Source organism: Methylomonas sp. 2F7 (assembly GCF_057126975.1).
This window is the reverse complement of the sequence record NZ_CP195203.1, coordinates 1,026,237-1,051,859: the sequence shown is the minus strand read 5'-3', so window position 1 is coordinate 1,051,859 and position 25,623 is coordinate 1,026,237. Positions and strand designations below refer to the sequence as shown.

Sequence of the window (25,623 nt, the reverse complement as noted above, 5' to 3'; positions counted from 1 at the left end):
CATGTTAAAAATCTACAAGAAAACCATCCGCATCGACAGCTCCGGTGCGCATCCCCGCCTTGAGTCACCTCCACAAAGCAAGCTGTCCAATCTGCTGACCATTCCGGCGATGATTGCCGGCGCGGTCTTGGGTACCGTGGTGTTTTCGGCTTTTTTTGCCTTACTGCTAATTCCGCTGACAATAATCGGTATCAGAGGCTGGTGGTTGCTGCGAAAGCTGAAAAATGCGCAGGTTGACGGGCAAAGCCTTGAAGCTGAATATACTGTGGTTTCAGACCCGGCAAAAACCTCCAAGTCCGACTGAGAAATCGCCTGCTTGAATACAAAAAAAGCCCCCACCTTGAGCAGGGTGGAGGCTGTGGAATGTGTAGCGTTACAACGAGGAGGTACTACGAAAAAACTTAAAATCGGACCGGTTTAGCCACTTCGATATTGCTAAACAGGGAAGCAGCGCCAAAAAACAGTGTGGAAAGAACAAACTGACCGGACAGGAAGCTGAACATACCGGTAGCAAAAAACAATCCGGTGACGATGTCTTTATACAGATTGCTTGACTTGTTCATTTTTCCACCTTGACTGGGTTTCAGCCGATTCATTGAAGACGGTTTAACTATAAACCTTTGCCATTTATTTACAATAAGGCATTTATTACATGATTTGTTTCTTATTTTGAAACAAATTTAGTTAAACACCACCTTTCACCAGCCAAATTGAACCCCAACTCGGTTCAAACTTAAGCTACCAATTTTGATGCAGGAGGATGCCGCCATGAGCCACCATTTAAATCTGCTACGCGCGATATTCCAGGATCCGGTTAGCGGCAACATCCATTGGCGGGAAATAGAATCGCTGTTGCACCACCTGGGCGCCAACCTGCAACCTAGCCACGGCGCGCGCTTTCACGTGAGTTTGAATAACGTCGAAGGCGTGTTACATCATCCGCATCACAGCGGCATTTGCAATAAACAGGAAATCAAACATCTGCGCGAATATCTGGCAAGCGCCGGCATCAGTCCGTCCACATATGAAGAACAGCGCAATAAACCGCATTAGCTCAAGGCCGGCGATAAGGTATTAAGCACTTAGCATGGTCATTGCCCACAGCAAGGATTGAACAGAACGACCCATGAAATGGATTGCAAAAAGCTTGCTACTGACCCTCTTTCTATTGCCCGTATTATTGGGATTGGCATTGTGGCTGGCCATTGACGACACGCCGAAACTACAGACCCGAGCCGACCTGACCCCGGAGCAAATTGCCCGAGGCAAACTGATTTTTCGGCAAAACGATCCCCGCCGGCTGAAGTCCGGTGCCATCGCCAGAGTTGCACTTAATCAACAGGAACTGGATCTGGCGATCAACTACCTGGCCAACCAATACGCTAACGGCGTGGCCGGCTTACGGATCGACAATGGCCGGGCCCACATCGACGCCACCCTGCGTTTGCCGCGTAATCCCGTGGGTCAATATCTGAATTTGACGCTGGAGTTCAAGCAAACCGCCAACTTACCGGAAGTCGATCAACTGTCTGCTGGCAAACTCCGGCTACCCGGCATGCTGGCCAATCCCTTGCTGAAATTGGCGCTCAACACCTTACAACCGGCGGCGGATCGTCAAGCCTTCGCCAACATTCTCAAACATGTGCTGTTTCAACCGCAGCGCCTGACGGTCACGTATCGTTGGCAAGCAGACTTACCCGGCAAATTGCGCGGTGCATTACTAACGCCGGAGGACCTGCAGCGTCTGGAGGCATATCAACGGCGTTTAGCAGAACAAAGCCAGGCAGATAATAGAAGCGTCAGTCTCACTGATCTCAGCAAACCACTTTTTAAACTGGCATTACAAAGAAGCGCCAGCGGCGACCCGATTGCGGAAAACCGGGCATTGATTTTGGTACTGACGCTTTATGTCAATCAACAGCGCCTGACGAAAATCATCCCGGAATCGCGGCTCTGGCCGCGCCCGCTTTGGCGCCAGGTAACCTTGAACGATAGAGACGATCTGTCCAAACATTATATGGTTTCGGCAATGCTGGCCGCCTATTCGGGCACCCCATTGGCTGATGCGGTGGGATTGTTTAAAGAAATAGAAGATTCGCGTGGCGGCAGCGGATTTTCATTTAACGACCTCGCCGCCGACCGCGCCGGCACGCGCATGGGCGAACAAGCCGTCGCCAACCCGGCACAGGCGCAGAAAATTCAAGCCATTATGGCTGTCGCCAATGAAGATCAGATGATGCCGGCTACCGCCGATTTACCGGAATCGCTAAGCGAAGCCGAGTTTATCCGCCGTTTTGGCGGCACCGACGGCGAAGCCTACAAACAACTGATGCAAGACATTGAAAATCGCATCGCAATGTTGCCGGTATCTCGGGAATGATGGCTGAGCGAAAACCTCGCTAAGTGGGGAGGCGGCTGCAAACTGCCCGTGCCTAATCCTAGATCACATTGACTCGCGCCAACAAGGCCGAAAATTCTTCGGCCGCCATCGGCTTGCCAAACAGATAACCCTGCGCCTCGTCGCAGTCGTTTCTCAACAAATATTGCGCCTGTTGCTCCGTCTCGACGCCTTCCGCTATCACCTTGAATTTCAGGATCTTGGCGATGGAAATAATCACCATCACGATGGCGGCGGCGTCGGCGTCGTCGGGTATGTTCGCCACAAACGAACGATCAATTTTCAGCTTGTCGAAGGCAAACTGCTTGAGTTGGTTCAGGCTGGAATAACCGGTACCGAAATCGTCTATCGAAATTTGCAAGCCGGCTTCCCTGAGCTTGGCCAGGACAGCCCGCTTGCGTACCGGATTGCGGATGAACAAACTTTCCGTCAGCTCCAATTCCAGATATTCGGCAGGCAAGCCGGTTTCGTTGACGATAGCGATGACTTGCGCGACAAAGTCTTCCTGATCCAATTGCCGAGCCGACACGTTGACCGCCATCGTGAAGGGCGGATAGCCGCTTTGCCGCCAAATTTGGCTCTGCCGGCACGCCTCGCCCAACACCCACGCGCCTATCGCCTCGATCAGACCGATTTCTTCGGCGACCGGAATGAACTGATCGGGCGCTATCAAGCCCAGTTCGGGATGCCGCCAGCGGATCAGAGCCTCTGCGCCGACAATCCGCCCGGAATCCAGATCGATTTGCGGCTGATAGTGAAGAAAGAACTCGTCGCGCTGTAGCGCCCGGCGTAAGTCGCTTTCCAGACGCAGCTTGGTCGACACGACAAATTCCATGTTGTCTTCATAAAAACAATAGGTATTGCCCTGTTCCTTGGCGCGATACATCGCAGTATCGGCGTGCTTGATCAGCAAACCGCTGTCGGTGCCGTCGGCCGGATACAGCGAAATGCCGATACTGGAGCTGACGTAAAACTCTTGCTCCATCAACGCGAATGGCTGGGCGATGGCGATACGGATCTTGTCGGCGACGGCAGCGGCGACTTGCGGATTGGTGATGTTTGCCAGCAACAGCGTAAATTCGTCGCCGCCGAACCGAGAAACCATGTCTTCCCGTCGCACACAGCCTTGAATCCGTTCCGCCGCGGCTTTCAACAATTGGTCGCCGACATCATGCCCCAAGGTGTCGTTAGTCAGCTTGAACCTATCCAAATCCAGGAACAGCACAGCATGAAGCTGATTTTGATCCGCGCTGACGGCGATCACCGAGTTCAGCCGGTCAATGAATTGCGTGCGATTGGCCAGATTGGTCAAGGGATCGTGGTAAGCCAGGCGATTCAAGGTCCGCTGCGTCAGGCTGGCTTCCAACAAATGCGCGATACGTTTACGCAATACCGCGAAATGGATCGGTTTGGGAATGTAATCATTAGCCCCTATCGAGAAAGCCAATTCCACCGAATGGTCGTTTTCCAGAGCGGTAATCATCAGTATCGGCACGTCGGCGCCGTGGGGCAGCGCGCGAATTCTGCGGCAGGCCTCAAAACCGTCCATTTCCGGCATCATCGCGTCCATTAAGATCAAATCAGCCATTTGCCGCTGGCACAGCGCCAGCGCCTGCCGGCCGGTGCCGGCCAAATCCACCAGATAGCCGTCTTTCTCCAGAACATCTTGCAAGGCAAAACGCATGGCTCTATCGTCGTCCGCCACCAGAATTCTGGGGCCCGCCTGCGGGATCGGCTCAGCGGCGGCTTCCCCGCCCATTTCCAAGCGCAACAGTTGTTCGATGAAGCGGTATTCGTCACGCAACTGCTGCAACAAGGCCTCGCCGTTTTCAATCTGTGCTTGAGTCGCCTGCTCTTCCAGTTGCCGGGCAATAAGCGCTAGCTTTTCCGCGCCCAGGTTACGGCTGGCGCCTTTCAGGCCATGGGCCGATTCGCGTAATTGCGAACGATTGTCCGTAGCAAGCGCCAGGGCGATTTGCTCGATTTGCGCAGGCGCATCTTCCAGGTAATAGCCGACCATCTTTACAAAACCCTGGCCGATTTCATCGCGCAATTGCCGTAAAACCGCGTGATCCAGCGTCTCGAGCGCGTGGTCCGGCGACAGCGGCTCGGCGGTCACGCACGGCCTGCCCTCGAACCAACTCAACAGTTTCTCCTGCAACGGCTTCAGCTTGATCGGCTTGGCCAGATAATCGTCCATCCCGGCCGCCAGACATAAATCGCTATCGCCTTGCTGGGCGTTGGCGGTCATTGCTACGATGGGCAACCGGCCCAGCGGTTCAGGCAACAGTCTGATGCGTCGAGTCGCTTCGAAGCCGTCCATGGTCGGCATGTGGCAGTCCATCAGAATCAAATCGAAAGCCTGATGCTCCAGCCATGACAAGGCCTCGACGCCGGAGCCGGCGATTTCGTAACGGCAACCGAGTCGCTCCAACATGCCCGCCGCCACCATTTGGCTGGCACGGTTGTCTTCGACGATCAATATCCGCCGCCCGAGCACGACGGTTTGCTCGACCTCGGGCGCCAAGTCGGCCGCGGGTTCCTGATAATCCTGACCGGCGGTTAATATGAAATCGTATAGTCTGGAAACCTGTACCGGCTTGGCCAACTGCGCGGCAACGTTTGGCAAGCGCGGCAGATTGACGGCATTGCCGGGGTCGGACAGCAACACGATTTTGACAGCCGCGAGCGCCGGATCGTGAACGATCATATCCACCCAAGTGGCGTCGTCGGCATCTCTCAGATCAATGATGACAAAATGATACGCCTGATCCTGATCATTGGCGGAACGCAACATATCCACGGCTTTGATGCCGTAGCCGCTATGCCGGTAGTGAATTTTCCAGCGCTCCAGACTTTGCGCCAAAAATTGCCGCATTTTGTCGTTTTCGGTAACGATCAATATCCGCAGATTGGCGAAATAGGCTTGCCGGGCCTCTGAGATGCCCTCGGTACCGCGCGGCGGATTGAAGGGTACGGTAAACCAGAACGAACTACCTTGCCCTTCCCGGCTTTGGACACCGATTTGCCCGCCCATCAGCTGCACCAATTGCCGGCAAATCGCCAAGCCCAGGCCGGCGCCTTCATAATGCCGGGTTCTGGAACCGTCGGCCTGGACAAAGGCATCGAAAATACTGCTTTGCGCCGCCTCGGGTATACCCATCCCGGTGTCGCTAACGCAGAATCTCAACTGGATGGCATCGCTTGCCGCCGCTTCGGTGTGCACATCGATGGCGATGCCGCCTTGTTCGGTAAACTTCAGCGCGTTGCCGACCAGATTAATCAGCACCTGCCGCACCCTGGAGGCTTCGCCGTTCAACACCAGCGGTATATCGTCGGCTAGCGAGTAAGTGAGTTGCAGATTTTTTCGATGCGCCTGAGCGGACATCAATTCCACGACTTCATCCAAGGTTTCGTAAAGCACGAAATCGACCGGCTGCCGCTTCATCATCCCGGATTCGATGCGCGAGAAATCCAGAATATCTTCGATCAACTTCAACAGCGCTTCGCCGGCGTTGCGGGCTACCATCGAGTATTCCAGCTGCTTGGGCGTCAACCCCATGTCCTGCAACAACTCCAACATACCCAGCACCGCGTTCAGCGGCGTGCGCAGCTCGTGACTGACATTGGCGGCAAACTCGCCTTTTAGGCGCGCCGATTCTAAAGCCGTGTCGCGAGCGCGTTCCAACTGCCTTTCCCGAGTTTCCAACACCGCCATCATCGTGTTGAAGGCTTCGCCCATTTCGATGATGTCGCGCGGCCCGCTCAACCGGGCCCGAACGTTTTTTGCGCCGGCCGAGGCCTTACGCATCCTCAGCGCCAGTTGTTGAATCGGCAAAGTCAAGCGCCGCGACATCGCCAATAGAAACAGTAAAAACAGCGCGGCCGAGCCGCTGGACGCCATCAAAGTGGTCCAGCGAATTTTTTCTTTCATGACATTGAGCGATTGCTTGCCCATCACCAAGCGCACGTAGCCGACCAATTCCGGCGTCGGCATTTGCGCCTCGAACGGTGACGTCTCTTGCCCCGTGGCGTTGCGCGCGAATACCGGCGCGGCAAAATACCAGGCTTGTTCGTTTTCATGCACCAAGGCCAGGGATTCCGGCCAGCGCACCGCGTCGGCATCGGGCATGGCCGGTTCGCCGCGTTCGAACAAAGGCTCCAGAGCATTGTTGTAAATGGCTACGCCGCGCACATCGGGAAACGCCAGGAAGCGTCGGGCCGGCTCCTCGGCATTCTCCTTGCTGGCATACAGCAAGGCCAACGTGCTCTGTGCAGCAAAGGCCTCCGTGGATTGCCGGCCTTGGGCGACCCATTTATCGCGGACGATGTAGTAAGACAGCGTGGAAATGCCGAATGCCGACAATATCGATATCACTACCAGACCGAAACAAAAGGTCACGGCAAGCTGTTGCAGGAAACTCGCCCGCTTGAACCTAGGCCATCGCAAACGCTTCATGGCGTCTAAGGCACCGGAAAAACCATCGCGAATTCGCGGCGTGTCTGGCTGGAAAAGCGCAAACCCAGATGTTCCGCGGTGCGTAAATTGACGGCTACCAGCAAATCCCGCAGCAGTTCGACCGATTCGAATTTGCCGCCCGCCTGTAATTGCTGGATAGCCAGACCGGCCAAACTGCGGCCCATGCTGAAATTGTCCGGGTACAGCGAAAATAATGCGCCTTTGCGCACATGGTCGAGGTTGCTGGAAAACACCACAAAATTTTTCTCCCAGGCTTCGCGCAGCACTTCCGGCAACAAGGACGATTCGTCCATGGCGGCGTTTTCGCGCGGCAGCCAGAGCGCGATGGAATTGTCTTTAATTTCCAGCAGAATCTGCCGGAACTGATCCGAAGAATCGTGTAAGTTGCCGGTCGGTTGCGCTACCAGCGTCAAGCCGCGTTCAAGAGCCGCCCGCCCGGCGCGCTCGATCTCCCAGGCTGTTTGCCGTGGATCGTAGATCACGGTCACTTTTTTCACCTCCGGCACCAGTTTTTTCAAATGATCGAACATGGCTTCCGGGGCCGGCGTCAGGCTGATGCCGGCCAAGCCTTGCACTTCGTCCGGGCGGATCATCGTCGCGCCGATCACCACCGGAAATTGGGAAGATACCGCTTTGGCGACCGCCAATCCGGCGCGGCCCAGCGTCACCACCACATCGATCCTGTCGTTTTTCAGGTCCTGAATCAATTTGTCGACGGACTTGTCGCGCTCGTTCAACAAGTAATGCCCTACCGGCTTACCCAACTCTTGTTCCATGCCGCGCGCAATCTCCATGAACACCGAACGATAAGGCTCGCGCACATCGGGATAAACGATGGCAACGGTGGGCGCTTGCGCCCAGGCACCGCCGCAAAAAGGCCACAGCACACATAAGGCCAACCCTAGCTGAAAAAATAGTCTATAAAACAAAATGACTCCCGAACTACGGTATAAGCAAGACCCGACCAACGGCGCCTTGGCTAAAAATGAAGACTGATTTCGCCGTAAAAACTGCGCGGCGCCAACGGCAAGTCGTTGGGAATGGCGGCCGGATTGCCTGCCAGACTGGGTTCCCGGGCGCTGACATCGAACAAATTACGCACAGAAAAGGCCACTTCGAAATGTTTGGCCAAATTCTGCCGGCGTAGCGTCACATCCACCCAAGTATAATCCGCGACCGGCTTGCGCGTATCGCCGAAACTGCGGTCCCGACCCACAATCCATTTCGCTTGCGGACTGAGCTGCCAATCGGGCAAAAACTGCCAATTCAGCCGCAGATAGACCTGATGGTGCGGCGCATAACCGCTATCGCGGTCCAGGGCCTGGTCACGGCTACGTTGATAGGCGTAGTTGCCGATAATTTTTAAGGTGTCGGCGGCCTGCCATTCCGCTTCCAATTCGGTACCGTAGCCTTGCTGGATACCGGTATTTTGCGCCGTCGAAGTGGTGGCACCGGCATCCGGCACGAAGCGGATGATGTCCTTCCACCAGAAGTTAAAGAAATTCAAACCCAGGCGCAGGCTGTCCGTCGGCCGATAGTCAAAACCCAGTTCGACGTTTTCCATGGTTTCCGGGCGCAAGGCGGCATTCCCGAGCTGCGCCGGGTTGTTGATGATATACATTTCCTGAAACGACGGCGCCCGGAACGCCGAACCGTACATCAATTTGGCGGTCAGGTCGTAGCGGGCTTCCCATATCAATGCCGCGCGTGGATTGAAGGTGTTGCCGAAATCCGAATAGCGGTCGTAACGAGCGCCGGCGGTCAAACTCCAGTCGTTGGCGAAGTTCCACTGATCCTGTAAAAATAGATAGGCCACTTTCCGATCCACCTCGGGGATAAACGTCGAGGAGGTGCCGGAAACGTCGGTCAGCGGGATGCCCGGCAGCGACGGTATCGGCGCGCCGGTGGCGGGATCGATGCCGAAATTCTGGCTGACCCGCGCCTTGAACAGGCTGTCGTAATTAAAGCCGATACCGCTGCGCAATTGATGTTGCTGAAAACCGCTATAAGCGAAGGCTTGGCTGATGCGGACATGGCGCTCCCACACCTCGGGATTGCCGATATAACCGTTCGGAAACGTCACCGGCGCACCGGCGCCAATCTGGCCGTTGGCACCGATCGGTAAAGTAGTCCCGGCTGGAAACAGCGTCAAATTGCGCTCGATTTCCTGGCTGGATTCGAAATAACTGACCTGGGTGGTCAAATCCCAGTTTTCGATGTCGTCGGTGTGGTAGGTCAGATCGGCGTTCCAGCGGTCGCCGGCATAGCGGTTGACCGGATCCAGGGCTTGAGCGACGCCGGAGCCGATGCCGAGATCGCTACGATGTTGCAATCCGCCGCGAAACCGCCAATTACCGCGCGACAAATCCAGCCGGGCATCGAGATTATCCCGCGACATATTCAACGGCCCCGGTGCCAGCGAGGCGCTGGTCCCCAGCAAGCGGTCGAACTGGCTTTGCAGGTCAGCATCGACGACGGCGTCCTGACCGGCGGTCTTGTGGTATTCAAAAGCCAGCGCGACGTCGAAGCCGGCCCATTCGCCGCCATGCAAGCCCCAGCCGTCGTAAGTGTCGAAACTGCCGACCCGGCCGCCAAGCTCGGTGCCTTCGATGTCCTGTTTGGTTTTGGTGATGACATTGATCACGCCCGCGAAGGCGTCGGCGCCGTAGACCGCCGATCCCGGTCCGCGCACGACTTCGATGCGGGCAATGTCGCGGATCGGCATGCCGCCCCAAACCTCGCTGCGGCTGCCGGTATAGGAGTTGGTAATCGGAATGCCGTTGACCATCATCAACACTTGTTGATTGAACTGCGAAAAAATGCCGCGAAAGGTATAGATAGGGTTGTAGCCGATGGTGTTACGTTCGACATGCAAACCCGGCACGGTTTCCAGCACTTCGTCGATGTCGGTGGCGCCGATCTGCTTAATATCGGCGGCGGTAATCACCGTGGCGATGGACGGCGCCTTGGAAATCGGTTGTTTGTATCCGCTGGCGATACTGACCATTTCCTCGGTACCGTAAATTTGCGATAAGGCTCTTTCTTCTTCCTCCGGAGAAACCGGTTGCGCTTGAGCGGTCGCGACTATTAGGTAACCGCAACAACTAAGAAGCAGCGGGCGGAAAAACATGGATAACTCCTGTTTTGAATTGTAATTATTAAGAAGTTACGTATTAACCGTAGGGCTAATTTTCCGGGAGAATACCAGGGAGCATGAGGCGTTTTCTAAATTCAGCCCTTCGTTAAATTCAGATCAATTCTTCTAGGTTTTCCGGCACAGCCCATAGGATAGCAGAGGCGGGAAAATAAGGGACATCGATACCTGCGACGAAATTCTATCGCTTAATCAACAATATCGCGATAACGCCGGCCAATATGAAGGACACACCTTTCCAGAACGCCGCCGGGTTGCGTTCCAACAATGCCGGCCCGGTCTTGGTCAAAAATGCCGGATTGGGATGGCGTAAATCAAAGATAAACTCGGATAAGTCTTCGTAACGTTTATGCGGATCGGGATGCGCGGCCTTGCGGATCGCATCGTCGACCCAGCCTGGAATCTCGCGATTGCGATACAAGGTGGCGTCGTAGCTGAGTTTGTGTTGTGCGGCTCTGGATTTGCATTTAGCCACTTCCGCCCCGTAAGGCAGTTTGCCGGTCAGCATTTGATAGGCAATCACCGCCAGGGAAAACTGCTCGGAACGCACCGAGCCCTGCTCGCCCAGAAAATACTCCGGTGCGGCATATTGCGCGGTGCCGAGCATATGCTGATGGCCGACGGGGATGCCCATTTCCATCACGCCGGCGACTCGCGTCGAGCCAAAATCGATGATTTTCACGGTGCCGGTGCCGTCTATCATGATGTTGTCCGGCCGCAGATCCTGATGCAGCATTTCCAGACGATGAAAGCCCCGCAAGCCCTTGGCGATTTGTTCGACGATGCCGCGCACGGTTTCCAGGTCCGGCTGCGGATGGTCGATCATCCACTGCTTTAGCGTTTGACCGTCGATAAATTCCGTCGCCACATACAGAAAATTGCGTTTGCGGGTTTGCGCGCACGGCTTTAACACGTGCGGGTTGTTGATACGCCGGGCAATCCAGTCTTCCATCAGAAAGCGCTCCAGGTACGCCGGATCGCCGCGCAAATCGATGGACGGGGTTTTAATCGCCACCTGCGCCTGGGTCTCGCTGTCCACCGCCAGATAAATGTGACTGCGGCTGCTGGCGTGTAATTGGCGGACGATGGTGTAACCGTCAAACGCCATCCTGGCCTCCAATTGCGGCGGGAACGGCAAGCCGGTTAAGGACTGATACAGTTCGTTGGCGCTGGGTAGCGGCAGTTGGTCGATGCGCACAATCTGCACTGTCAGATTATCGCCGCTGCCATTTTCGTAGGCCGCCTGGACGATGGCTTTGGCCGCGCTGTCCAAGTCGTCGCCGGCTTGGCGGATGGTTTGGCTCACAAAGTGCGCACTGACGTATTCATAAACGCCATCGGTCGCCAACACGAACACATCACCCAAGCTGACGGTCAGCGCTTGATAATCGATTTCCAGACGCGAATCCATACCCATGGCCCGACTCAGGTAACTTTTCTCCTGAGAAATCCATAAGCGGTGGTCGCGGGTCAGCTGTTCCAGCTCGTCGCCGAGCACCCGGTAAATCCGCGTGTCACCGACGTGAAATAGATGCGCGGTAGTGGATTTGAGCACCAGCGCGCTCAAGGTGCAAACGTAGCCGCGATCCATGTCGTAACAATCGCGGCTTTGCCGGGTTTGCGCGTACAGCCAGGAATTGGTGGCGGTCAACACCCGCTGCACCGACTTCTTCACCGACCAGGCTTCCGAGGTGCAAAAATAATCCGCCAAAAAGCCAGTCACCGCCGCCTGGCTGGCAATATGGCTGACCTCGCTACTACTGATGCCGTCGGCCAAGGCTATCGCAATGCCTTTGGCGCTTAACTGCGGTTCCTTGGCGATATAAACGCCGTGAAAATCCTGATTCAGCGCCTTGCGGCCTTTATCGGAATATTGACCGACGGCGACGCTCAATGGCCCGGACATGACTTAAGGCACATTCGCCTTAATAGCTTTTATAAGGCAGAAACTTCCCGCTCATCACGATTTTGACCCGATCACCTTTCGGATCAGGTTCGCGTTGCAAGTCCATGCTAAAGTCGATAGCGCTCATGATGCCGTCGCCGAACTCCTCATGAATCAGCGCTTTAAAGGTCGTGCCGTAGACATTCACCAGCTCGTAAAAACGATAGATCAAAGGATCGGTCGGCACGGCGCTAGGCAACGAACCTTTGTAGGGCACCACTTGCAGTTGCGCAATAGCCGCGGGCGGCAAATCTAGCAGCGCGCCGATGGTGGCGGCTTGTGCGGCGTTCAAGGTCATCTGCCCCAGCAATGCAGCGGTGGTCCATTCCTTACTTAAACCAATCGCTTCGGCTAGTTGCGCCCAGCTTAGTTGTTTAGCCAGTTTTTGCGTAACGACCAATTCGGTCACTTCGTTGCGTGTCATCTTTAACTCCTTTGCCCATTAAACAGAGAAAAAGCCTCGCGCCTAGCAGCGTCGAGGCCGGAATAGAATAACGATCAGTTAGAAAGAGCGTTTCGGCGCGGTTCTGACGTGCGTGGAATACAGGGTCAAGCCGGTGAAGGCCAAGCCGCCAACCAAATTGCCTAAAACAGTCGGAATCTCGTTCCAGACAAAATAATCCATAATCGAGAAATTGCCGCCCATGATCAAACCTGAGGGAAACAAAAACATGTTCACGACCGAGTGTTCGAAGGTCATGCCAAAGAACAGCATGATTGGCATCCACATCGCGATCACCTTACCGCTGACAGAGGTCGAAATCATCGCCCCCACCACGCCGGTGGACACCATCCAGTTACACAGCATGCCGCGAATAAAAATGGTAAACCAGCCGGCGATGCCGTATTTGGCATAACCCAGGGTCCGCGCTTCGCCGATGCCGGCCAGTTTTTTGCCGACTGCATCCGGTTCAACGGAAAACCCATAAGTAAAGACGATGGCCATCATCACCGCCACCGTCAACGCGCCGAGAAAATTGCCTAAAAACACCAAACCCCAGTTTCTGAGGATACCGCCCAGCGTCACGCCGGCGCGTTTGTCCAGCCAAGCCAGCGGCGTCAATACGAACACCCCGGTCAGCAAATCGAAACCCAGCAAATACAGCATGCAAAACCCGACCGGAAATAAAATCGCCCCAAAGATCGGCGAGTTGGTTTGCACGGTAATCGCCACGGCAAATACCGCCGCCAACGCCAGGATCGCCCCGGCCATATAAGCGCGAATCAACGTGTCGCGGGTTGACATGAAGATTTTGGATTCACCGGCATCGACCATCTTTGTGACGAATTCCGACGGGATCAGATAGGACATAACTCACCTTTTAAATGTGGGAAAAACATGAATATCGGTGTTTTGCAAGCACCGCCGTTCGTTTGATTAAGCCTGTGTGCGCAAGCTAAAGCTCCCCTGGAAACGGGTGTGTTACTCGTAAGCGAATGTCTTGAAGAAATAAAGGCAGGCACGACGGACGAGTAAACGATGCAGCGGGTATAAAACCAGCAACGTTTCAACGCCGTTGTTGAAGGGAACCGAGGGTGCGCCATTGCACCGCGTAACTTGCAGCACGGATTGTGCCAGCCATCCGAATCCAGCGACGGCAAGCTCTAGGCTGCGAATCCAAGCAAGCCAAACCCAGGTTTCGCACCAAAACGGATTGCCAACGCACCAAAACAGGAAAAGGCGAATCTAAAATACACCGCTCAACGGCGACCCAGCCAATATCGACATCCGCGCCCCCATCCCCTATTTTCTGCAAAAACATCAAGTAGCGGCTATGCTTCGCCGACGATTACCCCGCAACCAATTCCAACCTCATCGCCCTATGTAGCCTAGCCTATGCCATCGTCGTCGCTAAATAAAAAACTGGTTCTTACTTACAGTGTATGGAAAAAACTCCTTGCTCTATTCGGATTGGCGCTAGCCTTACTGCTGGCTTGGGCCGGGTTTTTGAGCAATTTTTTCATCCTCGAAGTTAGTTTTATTTTGTTAGGGGCTTATTGGGCTTGGGTGATTCTTGGCTATGTGTCGACAATATCGATAACTCTTTATCCAGATAAAATCGTCAAACGCAGTTGGCTAGGCGAAACCACCATTCCAACCCATGCTTTGCTGGTAGCCGATAGCCAAGATCAGGATGGTGCAAAATCCTGGCGTTTTTTTCACGGCTCCAACAAAAACACCCGCGAGTCGATTCAAGTAGTAGGCAGTTTTTTGTCGTCGGAGCTGAGATTATGGCTGGATTCTTATCGCCGCAACATCTATCGGCTGGGCAGCTTTTCCAGCCGCCCATTGAGCAGCAACAGCGCCGTCTGCGTGGAATTCGACAAAGCGCTGTCGTCTTTCCGCTTCATGGCAGTGCTTACAGGCGTATACCTATTGGTGTATGTGATTTATGCAACCATGCTGTACTGGCAATATCCGGTGTTTGCCGGTTACGCGCCGCAGTTGCCGGCGTGGCCGGTGCGCTTATTGTTTGTTGCCGTGGCCTTGGCGGCCTATCCGCTATTGCAAACGCTGACCAAGCCGCCCGTCAATGTGCCGAACTATTCCTTACGCGTTGCACAAGCCCAGCAACAGGCTTTCCGTTCCGCATTGATCGCCAATGGCGTGGCCTGGTTGGGCTTGCCGCTGTTTCTGCTGTGCGGTAACAGACTGGATTTTTATCTAATGCTGTTGATAGGTGCGATTTATTACTACGACTTTTATCCCCGGCTATCCACCTGGGAAAGCATATTGCAAGCCGCACCTGAAGCCCAGTCGGTCCAAGTAACAGTTCCCCGCCGTTCCATGCAGGTGTCCTTGGCTTTATTGGGCGGTCTATCGCTAGCCAGTTATGCCGGCAACCCGAACGATTTTCGGATACGCCAACAGGATTGCGTCGACGACCAAGGCAACCCGGTCGAATGCCACAGCAGCGGCAGCCACGGCGGCGGTTCCGGTTCCGGTTCCAGTTATCGCGGCAATAGTGGCTCGGACAGCCATAGCTCGACAAGACGCGGCGGTTTCGGCTTCTTTGGCGGATCGCACAGTTCGTTCGGCGGCTAAACATGCAACGTATCGAGATAGCTCCCCGCAACGACTGGCAGCAGCGAGTGGAAGCGGTAGGTATGACTTATCACACCCTGGACAACGAAACCTACTGGGACGAATCGGCCTGCTATCGCTTCACGGCCAGCCAGATCGATATTCTCGACGATGCCACCGCCGAATTGCATGCATTGTGTCTAAAAGCCGTTCAGGCCATCATCGACCGCAAGTTGTTCAAGCAATTGTTGATTCCGGATTGGGCCGTGCCCTATATCGTCGATTCTTGGGAGCGGCGGGAACCCAGCGTTTACGGCCGCTTCGATCTGGCCTGGGACGGCAGCGGCCAGCCCAAATTGCTGGAATACAACGCCGACACGCCCACCGCGCTGCTGGAAGCGGCTGTGGTGCAATGGTTCTGGTTGCGGGAATGCTATCCGGACGCCGATCAATTCAATTCGATACACGAAAAACTGCTCGGCTTTTGGCAACATTACCGGCAGCACCAGCCCAGCCTGTATTTTGCCGGCGTGGACACCAGCGACGAGGATAGCGGCAACTTGGAGTATCTGCGCGATACCGCTGTGCAAGCTGGTCTGCAAACACAGCGCCTGGCGATCGACCAAATCGGCTGGGACACCAACGGGCAACGCTTTGTCGATCTGCGCAATAACCCCATCCGCGCGCTGTTCAAGCTTTATCCCTGGGAATGGCTGTTGCATGAGGAGTTTGGCCCTTACCTGCCGCAAGCCCAGCCCGCCATGCTGGAACCGCCCTGGAAGCTGCTGCTCAGCAACAAAGGCATGTTGCCGATTTTATGGGAGTTGTTTACCGACCACCCCAATCTGCTGCCGGCCAGTTTCGCCGACCAACCGTTGCTGGGCGATTATGTGCGCAAACCGCTGTATTCCCGTGAAGGCGCCAACATCCAGATTCGCCGTGGCGCCAGCCTCGTCGAAACCGGCGGTAGTTACGACGGTGCAGCTTACATTTATCAAAGACACACGCCGCTGCCCAACTTTGCCGGCAATTTTCCGGTGATCGGCTCCTGGGTCATCGCCGATCAACCGGCCGGCATCGGCATACGTGAAGACAAAACCGAAATCACCGGCAACAATAGCCGCTTCATCCCGCATTATTTCGTCGAGAATTGACTATGGAATCGCTAGACCTCTCTAACCTCCTGGCCGGCGCTAATGGCTTTTTTCTGCACTTCGTCGCCGCTGCGGCACTGACCGGCCTGTTTGCTTTCTGTTATCTGTGGATTACGCCCTACGCCGAATTCAAACTGATCCGCGAGGGCAAAACGGCGCCGGCGGTGGCGTTTAGCGGCGCATTGCTGGGCTTTGTGTTGGCGCTATCGGGAGCTGTCGCCAATAGCGTGTCTTTTATCGACATGCTGATCTGGGCCGGCATTGCTTTATTTTTGCAGGTGCTGGTGTTTGTCGGGCTGAGACTGGCCTTTGCCGACCTATGTAAACGCATCGCCGACGACGAATTGGGGCCGGCCATCGTCCTGGCCGGTTTTGCGCTGGCTGCGGGCCTATTGAGCGCGGCCTGCATGACCTATTAAAGCCGTGACCGCCGCCAAACGCATCTTAATCGTCGAAGACGAACCGGCAATTGCCGACACCTTGATTTACGTGCTGAACAGCAGCGGTTATCAGACCGAGCACGTCGGCTTGCTGCAAACTGCGTTGTCTAGGCTGCAAACCGACTCGTTCTCTCTAGCTATTCTCGATGTCGGCCTGCCGGACGGCAATGGTTTTGACTTGTGCCGGCAGTTACGCCGCTTCTCGGACATCCCGGTGATTTTTCTGACCGCGCATGGCGACGAAATCGACAGGATCGTCGGCTTGGAAATCGGCGCCGACGACTATATCACCAAGCCGTTCAGCCCGCGCGAAGTCGCGACCAGAGTTGGGGTTATCCTACGCCGGATAGGTAAAGCGGACGCTAATAAGCCAGCAGTGACGCCTAACGCCCAGTTTGATTTGGATAGCCAAGCCGGCCGCATCCGCTATTACGGGCAGTTACTGGATTTAACCCGTTACGAATTTTTGTTGTTGAAACTATTCATCGAACATCCGGATCGGATTTTCTCCCGCGAACAACTGCTGGAAAGAATCTGGCAAGACCCCGGCGACGTGTTCGACCGCACAGTCGACACCCATATCAAAACCTTGCGCGCCAAACTACGCTTGGCCGCCGCCGACCAAGACCCGATACGCACCCATCGCGGCCTGGGTTATAGCTTGCAAGGCCGATGAAACTATCGGTAAGGCTGTTTTTGGGTTATTTCCTACTGGTGGCTGTGACCGGGCAACTGGTGTTGTTACTGGTGGTAAAACAGATCGGCCCCGGCGTGCGTACCGCCCTGGAAGCCAGCTTGGTGGATACCGCCAACCTGCTGGCCGAACTGGCCGCGCCGGACTTGTTGCAGGGTAACATCGCCGACGGCCATTTCGCCCAGGCAGTCAAGCGTTACAGCAAGCGGCCGGTGTCGGCGACCATCTTCGGCTTTCCGAAACAATCCCTGGATTACCGGGTTTACGTTACCGACTCGACCGGCATCGTTCGCTTCGACTCGGCTGGGACGGCAGTCGGCGAAAACTACTCGCGCTGGAACGACGTCTATCTAACCCTGCAAGGTCAATACGGCGCCCGTTCCTCGCAAGCCCATCCCGGCGATAAAACCAGCTCGACCATGCATGTCGCCGCGCCGGTGCGCGACGGCGAGAAGTTGATAGGCGTGGTCACCGTCGCCTACCCCACCGCGCTGCTGCAACCCATCGTCGACGCCAGCAAGAATGCCATACAACGCGGCGCGTTCTGGCTGTTCGGCGGCGCTTTGCTTTTCGGTGCGGTATTCAACTGGCGCTTGACCCGCGCCATCGATTTATTGGTCGGCTACGCCCGCAGCGTCGCGTCCGGCGGCAAAGCCAGTCCGCCGAAATTACGCAGCGTCGAGCTGTCCACACTGGCACACGCCCTGGAAAGCATGCGCCTGGAATTGGAAGGCAAACAATATGTCGAGCGTTATGTACAAACCCTAACCCATGAAATGAAAAGCCCGCTGGCGGCCATCCGCGGTGCGGCGGAATTGCTGGAAGAACCACTACCGGATGCAGACCGCCGCCGTTTCGCCGGCAACGCCAAAGAACAGGCCGAGCGCCTGGATCAATTGATCGAACGTTTATTGGGACTAGCTGAATTGGAGCAGCGCCAGCAATTATCCGATCCAGAGCTATTGGATTTGGGCGAATTGCTGAAAAGCGTCCTGGCTGAAAAAGCCCCGCAATTGCAGCACCTGCATTTGCAAACCGCCGTGACGCTTGACGAATCACTACACGTGCTAGCGGAAGAGTTTCTATTGCGGCAGGCCATTTCCAATTTACTAGACAACGCCTTGGCCTTTGCACCCGAGGCTTCAGTGATCGAGATCGACGGCCGCCGCGACGGCAAACAAATCATCTTGCGCATCCGCGACCACGGCCCCGGCATCCCAGACTACGCGCTGGAGCGTGTGTTCGAACGCTTCTATTCCCTGCCGCGCCCCAACAACGGCCGCAAGAGTACCGGCTTGGGCCTGGCATTTGTTAGGGAGGTGGCTACGCTACATGGCGCGGAGATCAAAGTCGGCAATGCCGAGGGCGGCGGGGCGATGGCGGTGTTGAGATTTCCTGACATTATGACCCAACGAATATGAAATCGAATTGGACTATTTGTTTACTCATCGCGCTGAGCCTTCAGCAAATTGCTTATGCTGAATATGATTTTCCTCTCGGCACCAATTGTTCTTTGAAAAAACCTCCTGAAAATGCTGGTGAATATCTTATACATGGCCGAGTTAATAAAGTTTATCCTCGCGCTAAAGATATAGATGCCACCTACAATGGCTGTCAAATTGCATGGTCTCCTGTTGAAAATGGCTGGGAAATTTTCGGTATTGAACACTTTACGGACGGGTACTCAGACCGTATATGGGGACCTAGCAATTCCGGCATTCGATTACGGGATTGTATTTATCAGAAAGGCCTACTATTACAGGGAAATCTGCGTAGCTGCCACTCCAAATCCCAACCTATGCCTTCAATGCCATCCGGATGCGCGAAGCGGAAGCAAGGGGATGGACACTTACCACAAGATTGTCGATACGAATAGATTCGTCCGCTGGTAGGTCAGGGTTCTCGATAGCGTTCCCTGATAACTTAGCCGATAGGTCTAATTTATTTGAAACAGACCGTCGTCGACGATGTTCTCGTCGTCTCGTTTAAGGAGCTTTGACTATGAAATGCCCATCCTGCGCAACGGCCGAACTGCTGCATGACACCCGAGATATGCCCTACTCTTACAAAGGCGAATCTACCGTGATACCGGAAGTCACCGGCGATTTTTGTCCCGCCTGCGGCGAGGTTTTGACCGATCCCGAGGAATCCAAACGGACCATGGCCCTGATGCTGGAATTTAATAAACAGGTCAATGCATCCATCATCGATCCTAATTTCATTGCTCAAGTTCGCAAGAAGCTGGCATTGGATCAGCGTGAGGCCGCCGAAATTTTCGGTGGCGGCATCAATGCGTTTTCCCGTTACGAAACCGGCAAAACCAAGCCGCCATTGGCTTTAGTAAAACTGCTGAAAGTATTGGATAGGCACCCGGATTTGCTGGATGAGATTAGAGCGGCGTAGAGATACTTCTGACAACTATCATCCCCAGTCGCAAAGCGACGAAACACTATCTGCGAGACGGACATGACTAACTTAAAATTGGATCAAGATGAACAGGCATTTTTAAGCGCCTTCGAAGCCGACGAATTCGAATCCGTGTTGACCGACGAACGTAAGGCCGATTTAGCTACGGCCGCCGAAGCAACCTTTAAAAAAGACAAGCGCATCAACATCAGAATATCCGCCAGGGATTTAGCGGCGTTACAACGCCGAGCCTTGCAAGAAGGATTGCCATATCAGACGTTAGTTGCCAGCGTGTTGCACAAATATGTCTCCGGGAGTCTGCGGGATGTTATGTCGGACAATATTCGGGGTTAACGAGCATTTAGGATTTGCATGGGTGTTTCATAAAGTATTTGATATACACGAATGCCGTCGAATAGGCTTGCCGGTATACTTTGTTTGTTGGTTTTTGATGATCCGGCACATGACGCTAACACTGATGCCTCCTAAGCGGACAGAAACTTTCTAATAAACTCCCAGGCGCGCCGTTGAAACACAACCCCAAATCTACTGTTGAATATGGAAACCAGAGGCTCTTGATAGCCCCATTTGGCGCCCTGCCTGCGACATTTTTTTGATGCTTTGGGCCGCCCTATTAATTCCGGACTTTGAGCCACGCTATTTAGACATTTTATGGCTCGCTATGGATACACTTGGCGTTGTTGGTTTGTGGCTAGCAGTATTTCAAAATCCTCGGGAGTCTAATATTCGAAGCACGGTCACCTTTACTTTTCTTATTGCCGGACTAATTGCCGAGGGCCCGGTTCTATATGAGTTGGTAGTATCCTTTTTTACGGTTACTCCTCTAACATTTTCGGCAAAAAGCTTTCTTGACTTGGGAACGTGGTGCTTTATTGCGACATTCTTCGGGCCAGCGACTTGTGCCTCGCATTACTGTTTCCACTATATCGCAGCAAGACTAACCCAGGTAGGTCAGGGTGCGCGCTAGCGTTCCCTGACAATTTGGCTTCGATTCGTCAGGTAGCCGCTCGGCAACTGCTCCTGCGTTGCCCTACCTCCTGCATCCATACAGTCGTATCGCGCCAACGTGACCTACATCATTCACTGCCTTCATAGAGCTTGCTAAGTCAGGGAACGCTGTCGCGTACCCTGACCTACATGTCTGCATTCATAGAGTTCGCTAAATCAGAAAATTAAATACGCCCGGTTTCAAGCCTGCAACAAAGCGGTTTTTAACGTATATTTTCTAATATATTTACAAACCTACGATAACTATCGATGGAAGACGACTACGCGATTTTTAACCAGAAACAGATTGTCAATTACCTAACTGAAATCCAGCAGCGTAATTGTATTTTGTCCGCTCGCTACGGGGTGAATAATCAATCGTTTTTAACTGCGATCGTGCAAATTGACCTTAAGCATAATACGTTGGCGATAGACATTGCGCCGACGAAAGAATTGACGGACCGTTTGTTACTGACCAAGCGTGTGCATTTCTTCACGCAGGTGGATGGGATTGAAGCGACATTTCAAGGGATGAACATCAAACTGGTGCAAAGCCCGCAGGGCGCGGTGTTAATGATGCCCTTGCCTGATAGGCTGTATTGGCGGCAGCGGCGTAATTATTATCGGGTGAAAGTACCGCAATCGCATGTCGGCACCTATTGCCAGTTTAACTTTAACGTAACAGACGCCACCACTGGCGTTCAATCTGCCCTTACAAAAACCTTCAAACTGCTGGATATCGGTTTGTGCGGTCTGGCCTTAATCAATCCCGAGCATGCGTTACAACAAGATTTACTGTCTATCGAAGCGGTCAGTTGCACGTTATTCCTGCACGACCACGAACATCACCACGCCGACGTCGGGCTGCGCGCCAAGTACAGTATCGACGTCAAAACCAGCACGATAACCACTGCGCATCGGATAGGTTTTCAATTTACCGCCATTTCACCGGCTTTTGAGAGCAGCGTGCAAATTTACATGCAATCCATAGAGCGGATGCTGAAAAACATCGAGAGTCATTAGAACAGCGTTAACACGCCCTGTTTCTGTTAATCTCCAACGACAGCTAGGCTCAAACCCTAATCAAAAGGCGAGTTCACCGATAGCCATCGACGCCAGAGAGAACAATGCCTTCCGCACCACAAGGGCTTGGCTTGACAATTACACCCGTTTAGACAAAAGGCAAGATATTGTGTCAGTCATCAGACTATTGCTACCACCAGGGTTTGCAGAAATTGGCCTTGATCCGGTAGAGCTGGAGAAACAAGGTATTGTGGTCGTAACAATGGAGCCAAATACTGCGGAACCGATGAATTTCGCGGCTTTAGAGCTAGCCATGATCGATGGAGAGGCGACCTTGCAGGACAATCTGACCCTGATCGAGCAAATAAAATCTATTGCTCCCGCGTGTAAATTTATGGTCCTGCTTCGCCATTCCAGTGCTCATGCCGTGACTTATATGCAGGCCGGTGTGACGGGATTGTTGGCAGTGCTTCCCGACGCGGTGAAGTTGGCCGAGATCATCCGCAAGCTTGTGCAAGGTGAATATTACCTGGATCAAAACATCGCGCAGTTGTTGGCCATGCGGCAAATCAAAAAGCAGCTAGATCCATTTGTATCGCTCAGCTCCCGCGAATTCGATGTATTTTGTCTGTTAGCCGAAGGCTGTTCATTGCAAACGATAGCGCTGCAATTAGGCATCAGCAGTAAGACCGTGTCCAATTGCCAAACTCAAATCAAACTGAAACTGGCTATCGATAATCGAGGCTCGCTCAGAAAGTTTGCGAATTGCCATGGCTTGATTATCGATAACAGCGTATGATTCCCGTCATTCGGGAATTTTTCCTTTTATTTGCGAGGTAGCTTATGAAAAAGTCATTGTTAACATTATCTGTATTAGCCGGTTTTGGCATGTTGTCCGCTAGTGCCGTGGCAGCCGATCAAGGCCTGGAAAACTGCATCCAAGCCGTAAAAAAAGAAAAAGCGGGCGAGCTGGTCAAACTGGAAAAGCTCAACGTAGCCGGCAAAGGCGCTTACGAACTGGAACTGCGCGACAGCAACCGCCAGGAGTGGGAATTCATGTGCGATGCCGACAGCGGCAAGCTAACCGAAAAAGAATCTGAAGTGGCTGATCCGAATAGCCAGGCATTCAAAAAGAATGTCAAAGTCACAGAGGAAGACGCGGCGGCGATTGCGCTAAAAGCCAACCCCGGCAAGATTGAGGAGGTCGAATACGAAGTCGAGGAAAACGGCGGCTCATCTTATGAATTCGACATCGTCAACGACAAAGGCTTAGAAACCAAAGTCGAAGTCGACGCCGCCAGCGGAAAAATCATCGAAACCGCTACCGAGGAATGGGAAATCGGCGAGGAAACTGACGAAAAACGTTAGTTCCATCCCCTGATAAAAAGCCTTGTCAAAGGGACTCTCGCAAACAGAGTCCCCGCGCCAGTCAAACCGATACCCTATCCGATATTCATGCTCAGGTATTGATATCAAAACCTATCGCCTGCCGATGTTTCTCCCAGGTGTTATCCAGCAATAGAAAATAACCAAATAATTGGTATTGGTATTCCGCCGGATCGGTAGCCGAGTGAAACGGCACCAGCAGCGCAGTGGAATAAATCAATTGCCCCAGAAACAAGCCCTCCGCAATCTCCACCAACTCATCCAGACACGTACCGATTGGCGCCGGACCGCCGATTAGCGGATAGCGGTAGTGAAACTGGAATACTTTCTTGGCTTTGTCCGGCCCGTTATTCATCGGCAAAATCGATTCCCGATCATCTACACCCAAAAAGCTATAGCCCTGCCTGACGAACGGCGACGGTCCGGCATCGGTGAGCTGCTGAATGGATGGCAGCGGCGGATGGTAATTCATATCCAATACCCGGAACAACGCATCGGTGGGTAGGATGCGCGAATCCTGGATGTTATTGCCAAATACCCAATGTTCGGCAGCTTCCCGTTCCCAGAAGGACTTGTCGGCTTTTGACATGCCCTGGTCCCAACTGCCGCTGCTCAAATGTTCGGCGTATAAGCCCGGTTCTGACCAATAATGCTCACGATTTTTTTCTACCAAGGCGTAATGCGGAAAACTGGCCGGATGAGCTTTTAGCTCGGCTACCCGCTCCGGATAGCGCTGCACCAAGTCGTCGCTCTCGTCCAGCAGCATGCTCAACTTACGGCCACTGATCCGTTCGAAAGATTTACCGGCCCAAGGAAATATAAAGCGGCCGATATTGGCCCACACCGCGTTCAGCAAATTGGGCGCGCGCGGATCGTTTTGCAGCCTATCGGCCAGCGCGGTCGGAATCATGCTGTGTTCCTGTAAAGAGCGGGCGATATTGGCGATAAAGCTGTCGCCAAAACCCCAATGCAAATTCAGCGTGGCGCCGTGGTAATAATCAAAGCCGCTGCAAGGATCGCTTTGCCCGTACCAAGCGCGCGCTTCGGGCGCGTCGAAACGGGTGTTGTAACCTCTACCCTGCCCTTGAAACACACCATCGGCAATACGTGGCGCAACGCCGCAACGAAACAGGCGATTCAACACCTCAAAATGCCGCAGATGATCATCAAAACCACTGGCTGCGGAAATTTTGCCTTGCTGGCGTTGCAACATTTGCAAAATGGATTCGCCTGGCTGTAGCAACTCGCGTACATCGCCATCGTCACTTTTTGGCGACGCTTCCAGACAAAACGTGGTGAATTTGCGATTCAACTCCAGATCGTCGCGCCAGCCATTCGCCCAATCCACACCATCCGCTACAGCACCCGGTTTGGCCGGCACCGGTTTGTCGTAGCCCAGCTCCTTCCAGCCGCGTTCGCCGGGCCGTGGCCGCAGGTTCGGAAAAGCCGAGTCTGCAAACGCCTCGCGGGCGCGAGCGGTATCTATCATCAAAAAAAAGCCGTTATTTTGATAGCCGTAATCGACCGAATTATCGCCCGTATACGCGTCTCCCAATTCCCACTCCGGCGGATGATCGCCAAACAAGGGTAACTGCAACGTGCCCAAGCTGTAATGATGGGTGGCCATGACCAATTGGCCCAGATAGACGCCCTCCTCTATTTGTACCAACTCGTCGATTAAGCGGGTCATCGGGAACGCCGGATGTAAGTCGTGCCAACGGTAATTGAGCTGATAAACGGCTTTGCCGTTCATATCTCCAACCACGGACTTGCCAGGCAAGGACAGGAAAATTCCGCCGGTTTTCACATACGGAATGGCTTTTTCCTTGGCCAGATTTTGCGCAAGCAATTGGCTATCGAAGCCCTGCGCTTTGGTATCCAAAGGCCGGTCCCGCAAACTCCAGAATTGGGTCAGGACCGGCATGCCCAAGCTTTGAATGAAATTGGGATCGTCCGGTTCGCGGAAAAAATTCCGGCCGATACGAGTCGTTTCCGGGTCGTAATTAAAGATCGCGACCGGATCGTGGCCACATTTCGTGGCGAATACCTCTTTAGTAACCGGCTCAAACGTCTTACCCATCCATAAACCGGTACTGGCAAAAGTGACATTCCACAGCGTTGCCATCCATTCCAGATGCGCCAGCAGCGAACGGTTTTCACCGTGTTTCTTGGCTGCCTCCTTAAAATAATCGCTGTCGCGAATAGACATCGAAACGCCGATCATCGGGCCGTCCAGCGGCGTGCTGGTGCCGCACTTGAATAAGGTCAGCAGTTTTTCGTGGACAGCGTCCCATTCCTCGCGGCGCAGATTATCTCCCAGAATGTTGCGAAAGCGGCCCAGCATAGGCAGCGCGCCGTCTTGAAGATCGTTGGCAAGAATAGCTTCGAGCGCATTGGCCAACGCTTGTGTTTCAGGCTCCGAAGCGGTTGGAAAATTGGCGACATTGAGATAGTTGTTCATGGTCCTTCCCCGGTATTTGTTATATTTTTTGCTTAGGCCGGACGTATGG

The 25,623-nt window shown here is 53.9% G+C and carries 22 protein-coding genes; 14 read left to right on the top strand and 8 right to left on the bottom strand.

The window, feature by feature from the left end:
- Nucleotide 1: 1 nt before the first annotated feature.
- Nucleotides 2–304 (top strand): hypothetical protein, encoded by a 303-nt coding sequence (locus ACR64Q_RS04890; protein ID WP_020485356.1) that lies wholly within the window; start codon nucleotides 2–4, stop codon nucleotides 302–304.
- A 97-nt stretch (nucleotides 305–401) separates the two neighbouring features.
- On the opposite strand, the gene ACR64Q_RS04885 is transcribed toward ACR64Q_RS04890, so the two are convergent.
- Nucleotides 402–563, bottom strand: coding sequence for a hypothetical protein (locus ACR64Q_RS04885; protein WP_165786391.1), 162 nt, complete (start codon nucleotides 561–563; stop codon nucleotides 402–404).
- Between the two features lie 205 nt (nucleotides 564–768).
- On the opposite strand from ACR64Q_RS04885, the gene ACR64Q_RS04880 reads away from it, so the two are divergent.
- Both ACR64Q_RS04880 and ACR64Q_RS04875 read left to right on the top strand, forming a co-directional pair.
- Complete coding sequence (locus ACR64Q_RS04880) at nucleotides 769–1,053, top strand: hypothetical protein (protein WP_026603965.1); 285 nt, start codon at nucleotides 769–771, stop codon at nucleotides 1,051–1,053.
- Between the two features lie 73 nt (nucleotides 1,054–1,126).
- Nucleotides 1,127–2,380, top strand: coding sequence for a hypothetical protein (locus ACR64Q_RS04875; RefSeq protein ID WP_313733774.1), 1,254 nt, complete (start codon nucleotides 1,127–1,129; stop codon nucleotides 2,378–2,380).
- Nucleotides 2,381–2,438: 58 nt separating this feature from the next.
- Here the strand turns inward: ACR64Q_RS04875 and ACR64Q_RS04870 are convergent, their stop codons facing one another.
- The 6 genes from ACR64Q_RS04870 to ACR64Q_RS04845 form a co-directional block, all read right to left on the bottom strand.
- On the bottom strand, nucleotides 2,439–6,857 hold the full coding sequence (locus ACR64Q_RS04870) for an EAL domain-containing protein (RefSeq protein WP_313733773.1): 4,419 nt from the start codon (nucleotides 6,855–6,857) through the stop codon (nucleotides 2,439–2,441).
- A 5-nt stretch (nucleotides 6,858–6,862) separates the two neighbouring features.
- Nucleotides 6,863–7,807, bottom strand: a complete 945-nt coding sequence (locus tag ACR64Q_RS04865) for an ABC transporter substrate-binding protein (RefSeq protein ID WP_020485351.1) — start codon at nucleotides 7,805–7,807, stop codon at nucleotides 6,863–6,865.
- Nucleotides 7,808–7,857: 50 nt separating this feature from the next.
- Nucleotides 7,858–10,008 (bottom strand): TonB-dependent receptor plug domain-containing protein, encoded by a 2,151-nt coding sequence (locus tag ACR64Q_RS04860; RefSeq protein WP_313733772.1) that lies wholly within the window; start codon nucleotides 10,006–10,008, stop codon nucleotides 7,858–7,860.
- A gap of 205 nt (nucleotides 10,009–10,213) precedes the next feature.
- On the bottom strand, nucleotides 10,214–11,938 hold the full coding sequence (locus ACR64Q_RS04855; RefSeq protein WP_313733771.1) for a bifunctional protein-serine/threonine kinase/phosphatase: 1,725 nt from the start codon (nucleotides 11,936–11,938) through the stop codon (nucleotides 10,214–10,216).
- Nucleotides 11,939–11,957: 19 nt separating this feature from the next.
- Nucleotides 11,958–12,401 carry a cyanase gene (cynS, locus tag ACR64Q_RS04850; protein ID WP_313733770.1) on the bottom strand — a complete coding sequence of 148 codons (444 nt, stop codon included), beginning with the start codon at nucleotides 12,399–12,401 and terminating at the stop codon, nucleotides 11,958–11,960.
- Nucleotides 12,402–12,479: 78 nt separating this feature from the next.
- Nucleotides 12,480–13,289 carry a formate/nitrite transporter family protein gene (locus ACR64Q_RS04845; RefSeq protein ID WP_313733769.1) on the bottom strand — a complete coding sequence of 270 codons (810 nt, stop codon included), beginning with the start codon at nucleotides 13,287–13,289 and terminating at the stop codon, nucleotides 12,480–12,482.
- Nucleotides 13,290–13,814: 525 nt separating this feature from the next.
- Here ACR64Q_RS04845 and ACR64Q_RS04840 point away from each other — a divergent pair.
- The 11 genes from ACR64Q_RS04840 to ACR64Q_RS04790 all read left to right on the top strand — a co-directional run bounded on the left by ACR64Q_RS04840 (nucleotide 13,815) and on the right by ACR64Q_RS04790 (nucleotide 23,095).
- Nucleotides 13,815–15,023, top strand: coding sequence for a hypothetical protein (locus tag ACR64Q_RS04840; RefSeq protein ID WP_313733768.1), 1,209 nt, complete (start codon nucleotides 13,815–13,817; stop codon nucleotides 15,021–15,023).
- 2 nt (nucleotides 15,024–15,025) lie between these two features.
- Entirely contained in the window at nucleotides 15,026–16,156 is a 1,131-nt protein-coding gene (locus ACR64Q_RS04835) for a glutathionylspermidine synthase family protein (protein WP_313733767.1), read from the top strand.
- Nucleotides 16,157–16,158: 2 nt separating this feature from the next.
- Nucleotides 16,159–16,575, top strand: coding sequence for a DUF350 domain-containing protein (locus tag ACR64Q_RS04830; protein ID WP_313733766.1), 417 nt, complete (start codon nucleotides 16,159–16,161; stop codon nucleotides 16,573–16,575).
- Nucleotides 16,576–16,579: 4 nt separating this feature from the next.
- Nucleotides 16,580–17,272, top strand: a complete 693-nt coding sequence (gene creB, locus ACR64Q_RS04825; protein WP_313733765.1) for a two-component system response regulator CreB — start codon at nucleotides 16,580–16,582, stop codon at nucleotides 17,270–17,272.
- Nucleotides 17,269–18,711 (top strand): two-component system sensor histidine kinase CreC, encoded by a 1,443-nt coding sequence (gene creC / locus ACR64Q_RS04820; protein WP_313733764.1) that lies wholly within the window; start codon nucleotides 17,269–17,271, stop codon nucleotides 18,709–18,711. Before creB ends, creC begins: the two co-directional genes overlap by 4 nt.
- Entirely contained in the window at nucleotides 18,708–19,166 is a 459-nt protein-coding gene (locus ACR64Q_RS04815) for a hypothetical protein (RefSeq protein ID WP_313733763.1), read from the top strand. Before creC ends, ACR64Q_RS04815 begins: the two co-directional genes overlap by 4 nt.
- A 125-nt stretch (nucleotides 19,167–19,291) precedes the next feature.
- A complete protein-coding gene (locus ACR64Q_RS04810; RefSeq protein WP_313733762.1) occupies nucleotides 19,292–19,693 on the top strand; it encodes a type II toxin-antitoxin system MqsA family antitoxin in 402 nt (133 codons plus the stop codon).
- A gap of 63 nt (nucleotides 19,694–19,756) precedes the next feature.
- Nucleotides 19,757–20,050 carry a hypothetical protein gene (locus ACR64Q_RS04805; RefSeq protein ID WP_313733761.1) on the top strand — a complete coding sequence of 98 codons (294 nt, stop codon included), beginning with the start codon at nucleotides 19,757–19,759 and terminating at the stop codon, nucleotides 20,048–20,050.
- 924 nt (nucleotides 20,051–20,974) lie between these two features.
- Nucleotides 20,975–21,727 (top strand): flagellar brake protein, encoded by a 753-nt coding sequence (locus ACR64Q_RS04800; RefSeq protein WP_313733760.1) that lies wholly within the window; start codon nucleotides 20,975–20,977, stop codon nucleotides 21,725–21,727.
- Nucleotides 21,728–21,896: 169 nt separating this feature from the next.
- Nucleotides 21,897–22,526 (top strand): response regulator transcription factor, encoded by a 630-nt coding sequence (locus ACR64Q_RS04795; RefSeq protein ID WP_313733759.1) that lies wholly within the window; start codon nucleotides 21,897–21,899, stop codon nucleotides 22,524–22,526.
- A gap of 44 nt (nucleotides 22,527–22,570) precedes the next feature.
- Complete coding sequence (locus ACR64Q_RS04790; protein WP_313733758.1) at nucleotides 22,571–23,095, top strand: PepSY domain-containing protein; 525 nt, start codon at nucleotides 22,571–22,573, stop codon at nucleotides 23,093–23,095.
- A gap of 91 nt (nucleotides 23,096–23,186) precedes the next feature.
- On the opposite strand, the gene ACR64Q_RS04785 is transcribed toward ACR64Q_RS04790, so the two are convergent.
- Entirely contained in the window at nucleotides 23,187–25,574 is a 2,388-nt protein-coding gene (locus ACR64Q_RS04785) for a hypothetical protein (protein WP_313733757.1), read from the bottom strand.
- Nucleotides 25,575–25,623 lie beyond the last annotated feature (49 nt).

Bases quoted from the DNA above. Each gene is read 5' to 3' on its own strand.
- ACR64Q_RS04855 (WP_313733771.1), bottom strand. From the start codon at position 11,938: ATGTCCGGGCCATTGAGCGTCGCCGTCGGTCAATATTCCGATAAAGGC.
- cynS (WP_313733770.1), bottom strand. From the start codon at position 12,401: ATGACACGCAACGAAGTGACCGAATTGGTCGTTACGCAAAAACTGGCT.
- ACR64Q_RS04885 (WP_165786391.1), bottom strand. From the start codon at position 563: ATGAACAAGTCAAGCAATCTGTATAAAGACATCGTCACCGGATTGTTT.
- ACR64Q_RS04880 (WP_026603965.1), top strand. From the start codon at position 769: ATGAGCCACCATTTAAATCTGCTACGCGCGATATTCCAGGATCCGGTT.
- creC (WP_313733764.1), top strand. From the start codon at position 17,269: ATGAAACTATCGGTAAGGCTGTTTTTGGGTTATTTCCTACTGGTGGCT.
- ACR64Q_RS04840 (WP_313733768.1), top strand. From the start codon at position 13,815: ATGCCATCGTCGTCGCTAAATAAAAAACTGGTTCTTACTTACAGTGTA.
- ACR64Q_RS04845 (WP_313733769.1), bottom strand. From the start codon at position 13,289: ATGTCCTATCTGATCCCGTCGGAATTCGTCACAAAGATGGTCGATGCC.
- ACR64Q_RS04810 (WP_313733762.1), top strand. From the start codon at position 19,292: ATGAAATGCCCATCCTGCGCAACGGCCGAACTGCTGCATGACACCCGA.
- ACR64Q_RS04800 (WP_313733760.1), top strand. From the start codon at position 20,975: ATGGAAGACGACTACGCGATTTTTAACCAGAAACAGATTGTCAATTAC.
- ACR64Q_RS04815 (WP_313733763.1), top strand. From the start codon at position 18,708: ATGAAATCGAATTGGACTATTTGTTTACTCATCGCGCTGAGCCTTCAG.
- ACR64Q_RS04805 (WP_313733761.1), top strand. From the start codon at position 19,757: ATGACTAACTTAAAATTGGATCAAGATGAACAGGCATTTTTAAGCGCC.
- ACR64Q_RS04890 (WP_020485356.1), top strand. From the start codon at position 2: ATGTTAAAAATCTACAAGAAAACCATCCGCATCGACAGCTCCGGTGCG.
- ACR64Q_RS04875 (WP_313733774.1), top strand. From the start codon at position 1,127: ATGAAATGGATTGCAAAAAGCTTGCTACTGACCCTCTTTCTATTGCCC.
- ACR64Q_RS04790 (WP_313733758.1), top strand. From the start codon at position 22,571: ATGAAAAAGTCATTGTTAACATTATCTGTATTAGCCGGTTTTGGCATG.
- ACR64Q_RS04830 (WP_313733766.1), top strand. From the start codon at position 16,159: ATGGAATCGCTAGACCTCTCTAACCTCCTGGCCGGCGCTAATGGCTTT.
- ACR64Q_RS04785 (WP_313733757.1), bottom strand. From the start codon at position 25,574: ATGAACAACTATCTCAATGTCGCCAATTTTCCAACCGCTTCGGAGCCT.
- ACR64Q_RS04835 (WP_313733767.1), top strand. From the start codon at position 15,026: ATGCAACGTATCGAGATAGCTCCCCGCAACGACTGGCAGCAGCGAGTG.
- ACR64Q_RS04870 (WP_313733773.1), bottom strand. From the start codon at position 6,857: ATGAAGCGTTTGCGATGGCCTAGGTTCAAGCGGGCGAGTTTCCTGCAA.
- ACR64Q_RS04860 (WP_313733772.1), bottom strand. From the start codon at position 10,008: ATGTTTTTCCGCCCGCTGCTTCTTAGTTGTTGCGGTTACCTAATAGTC.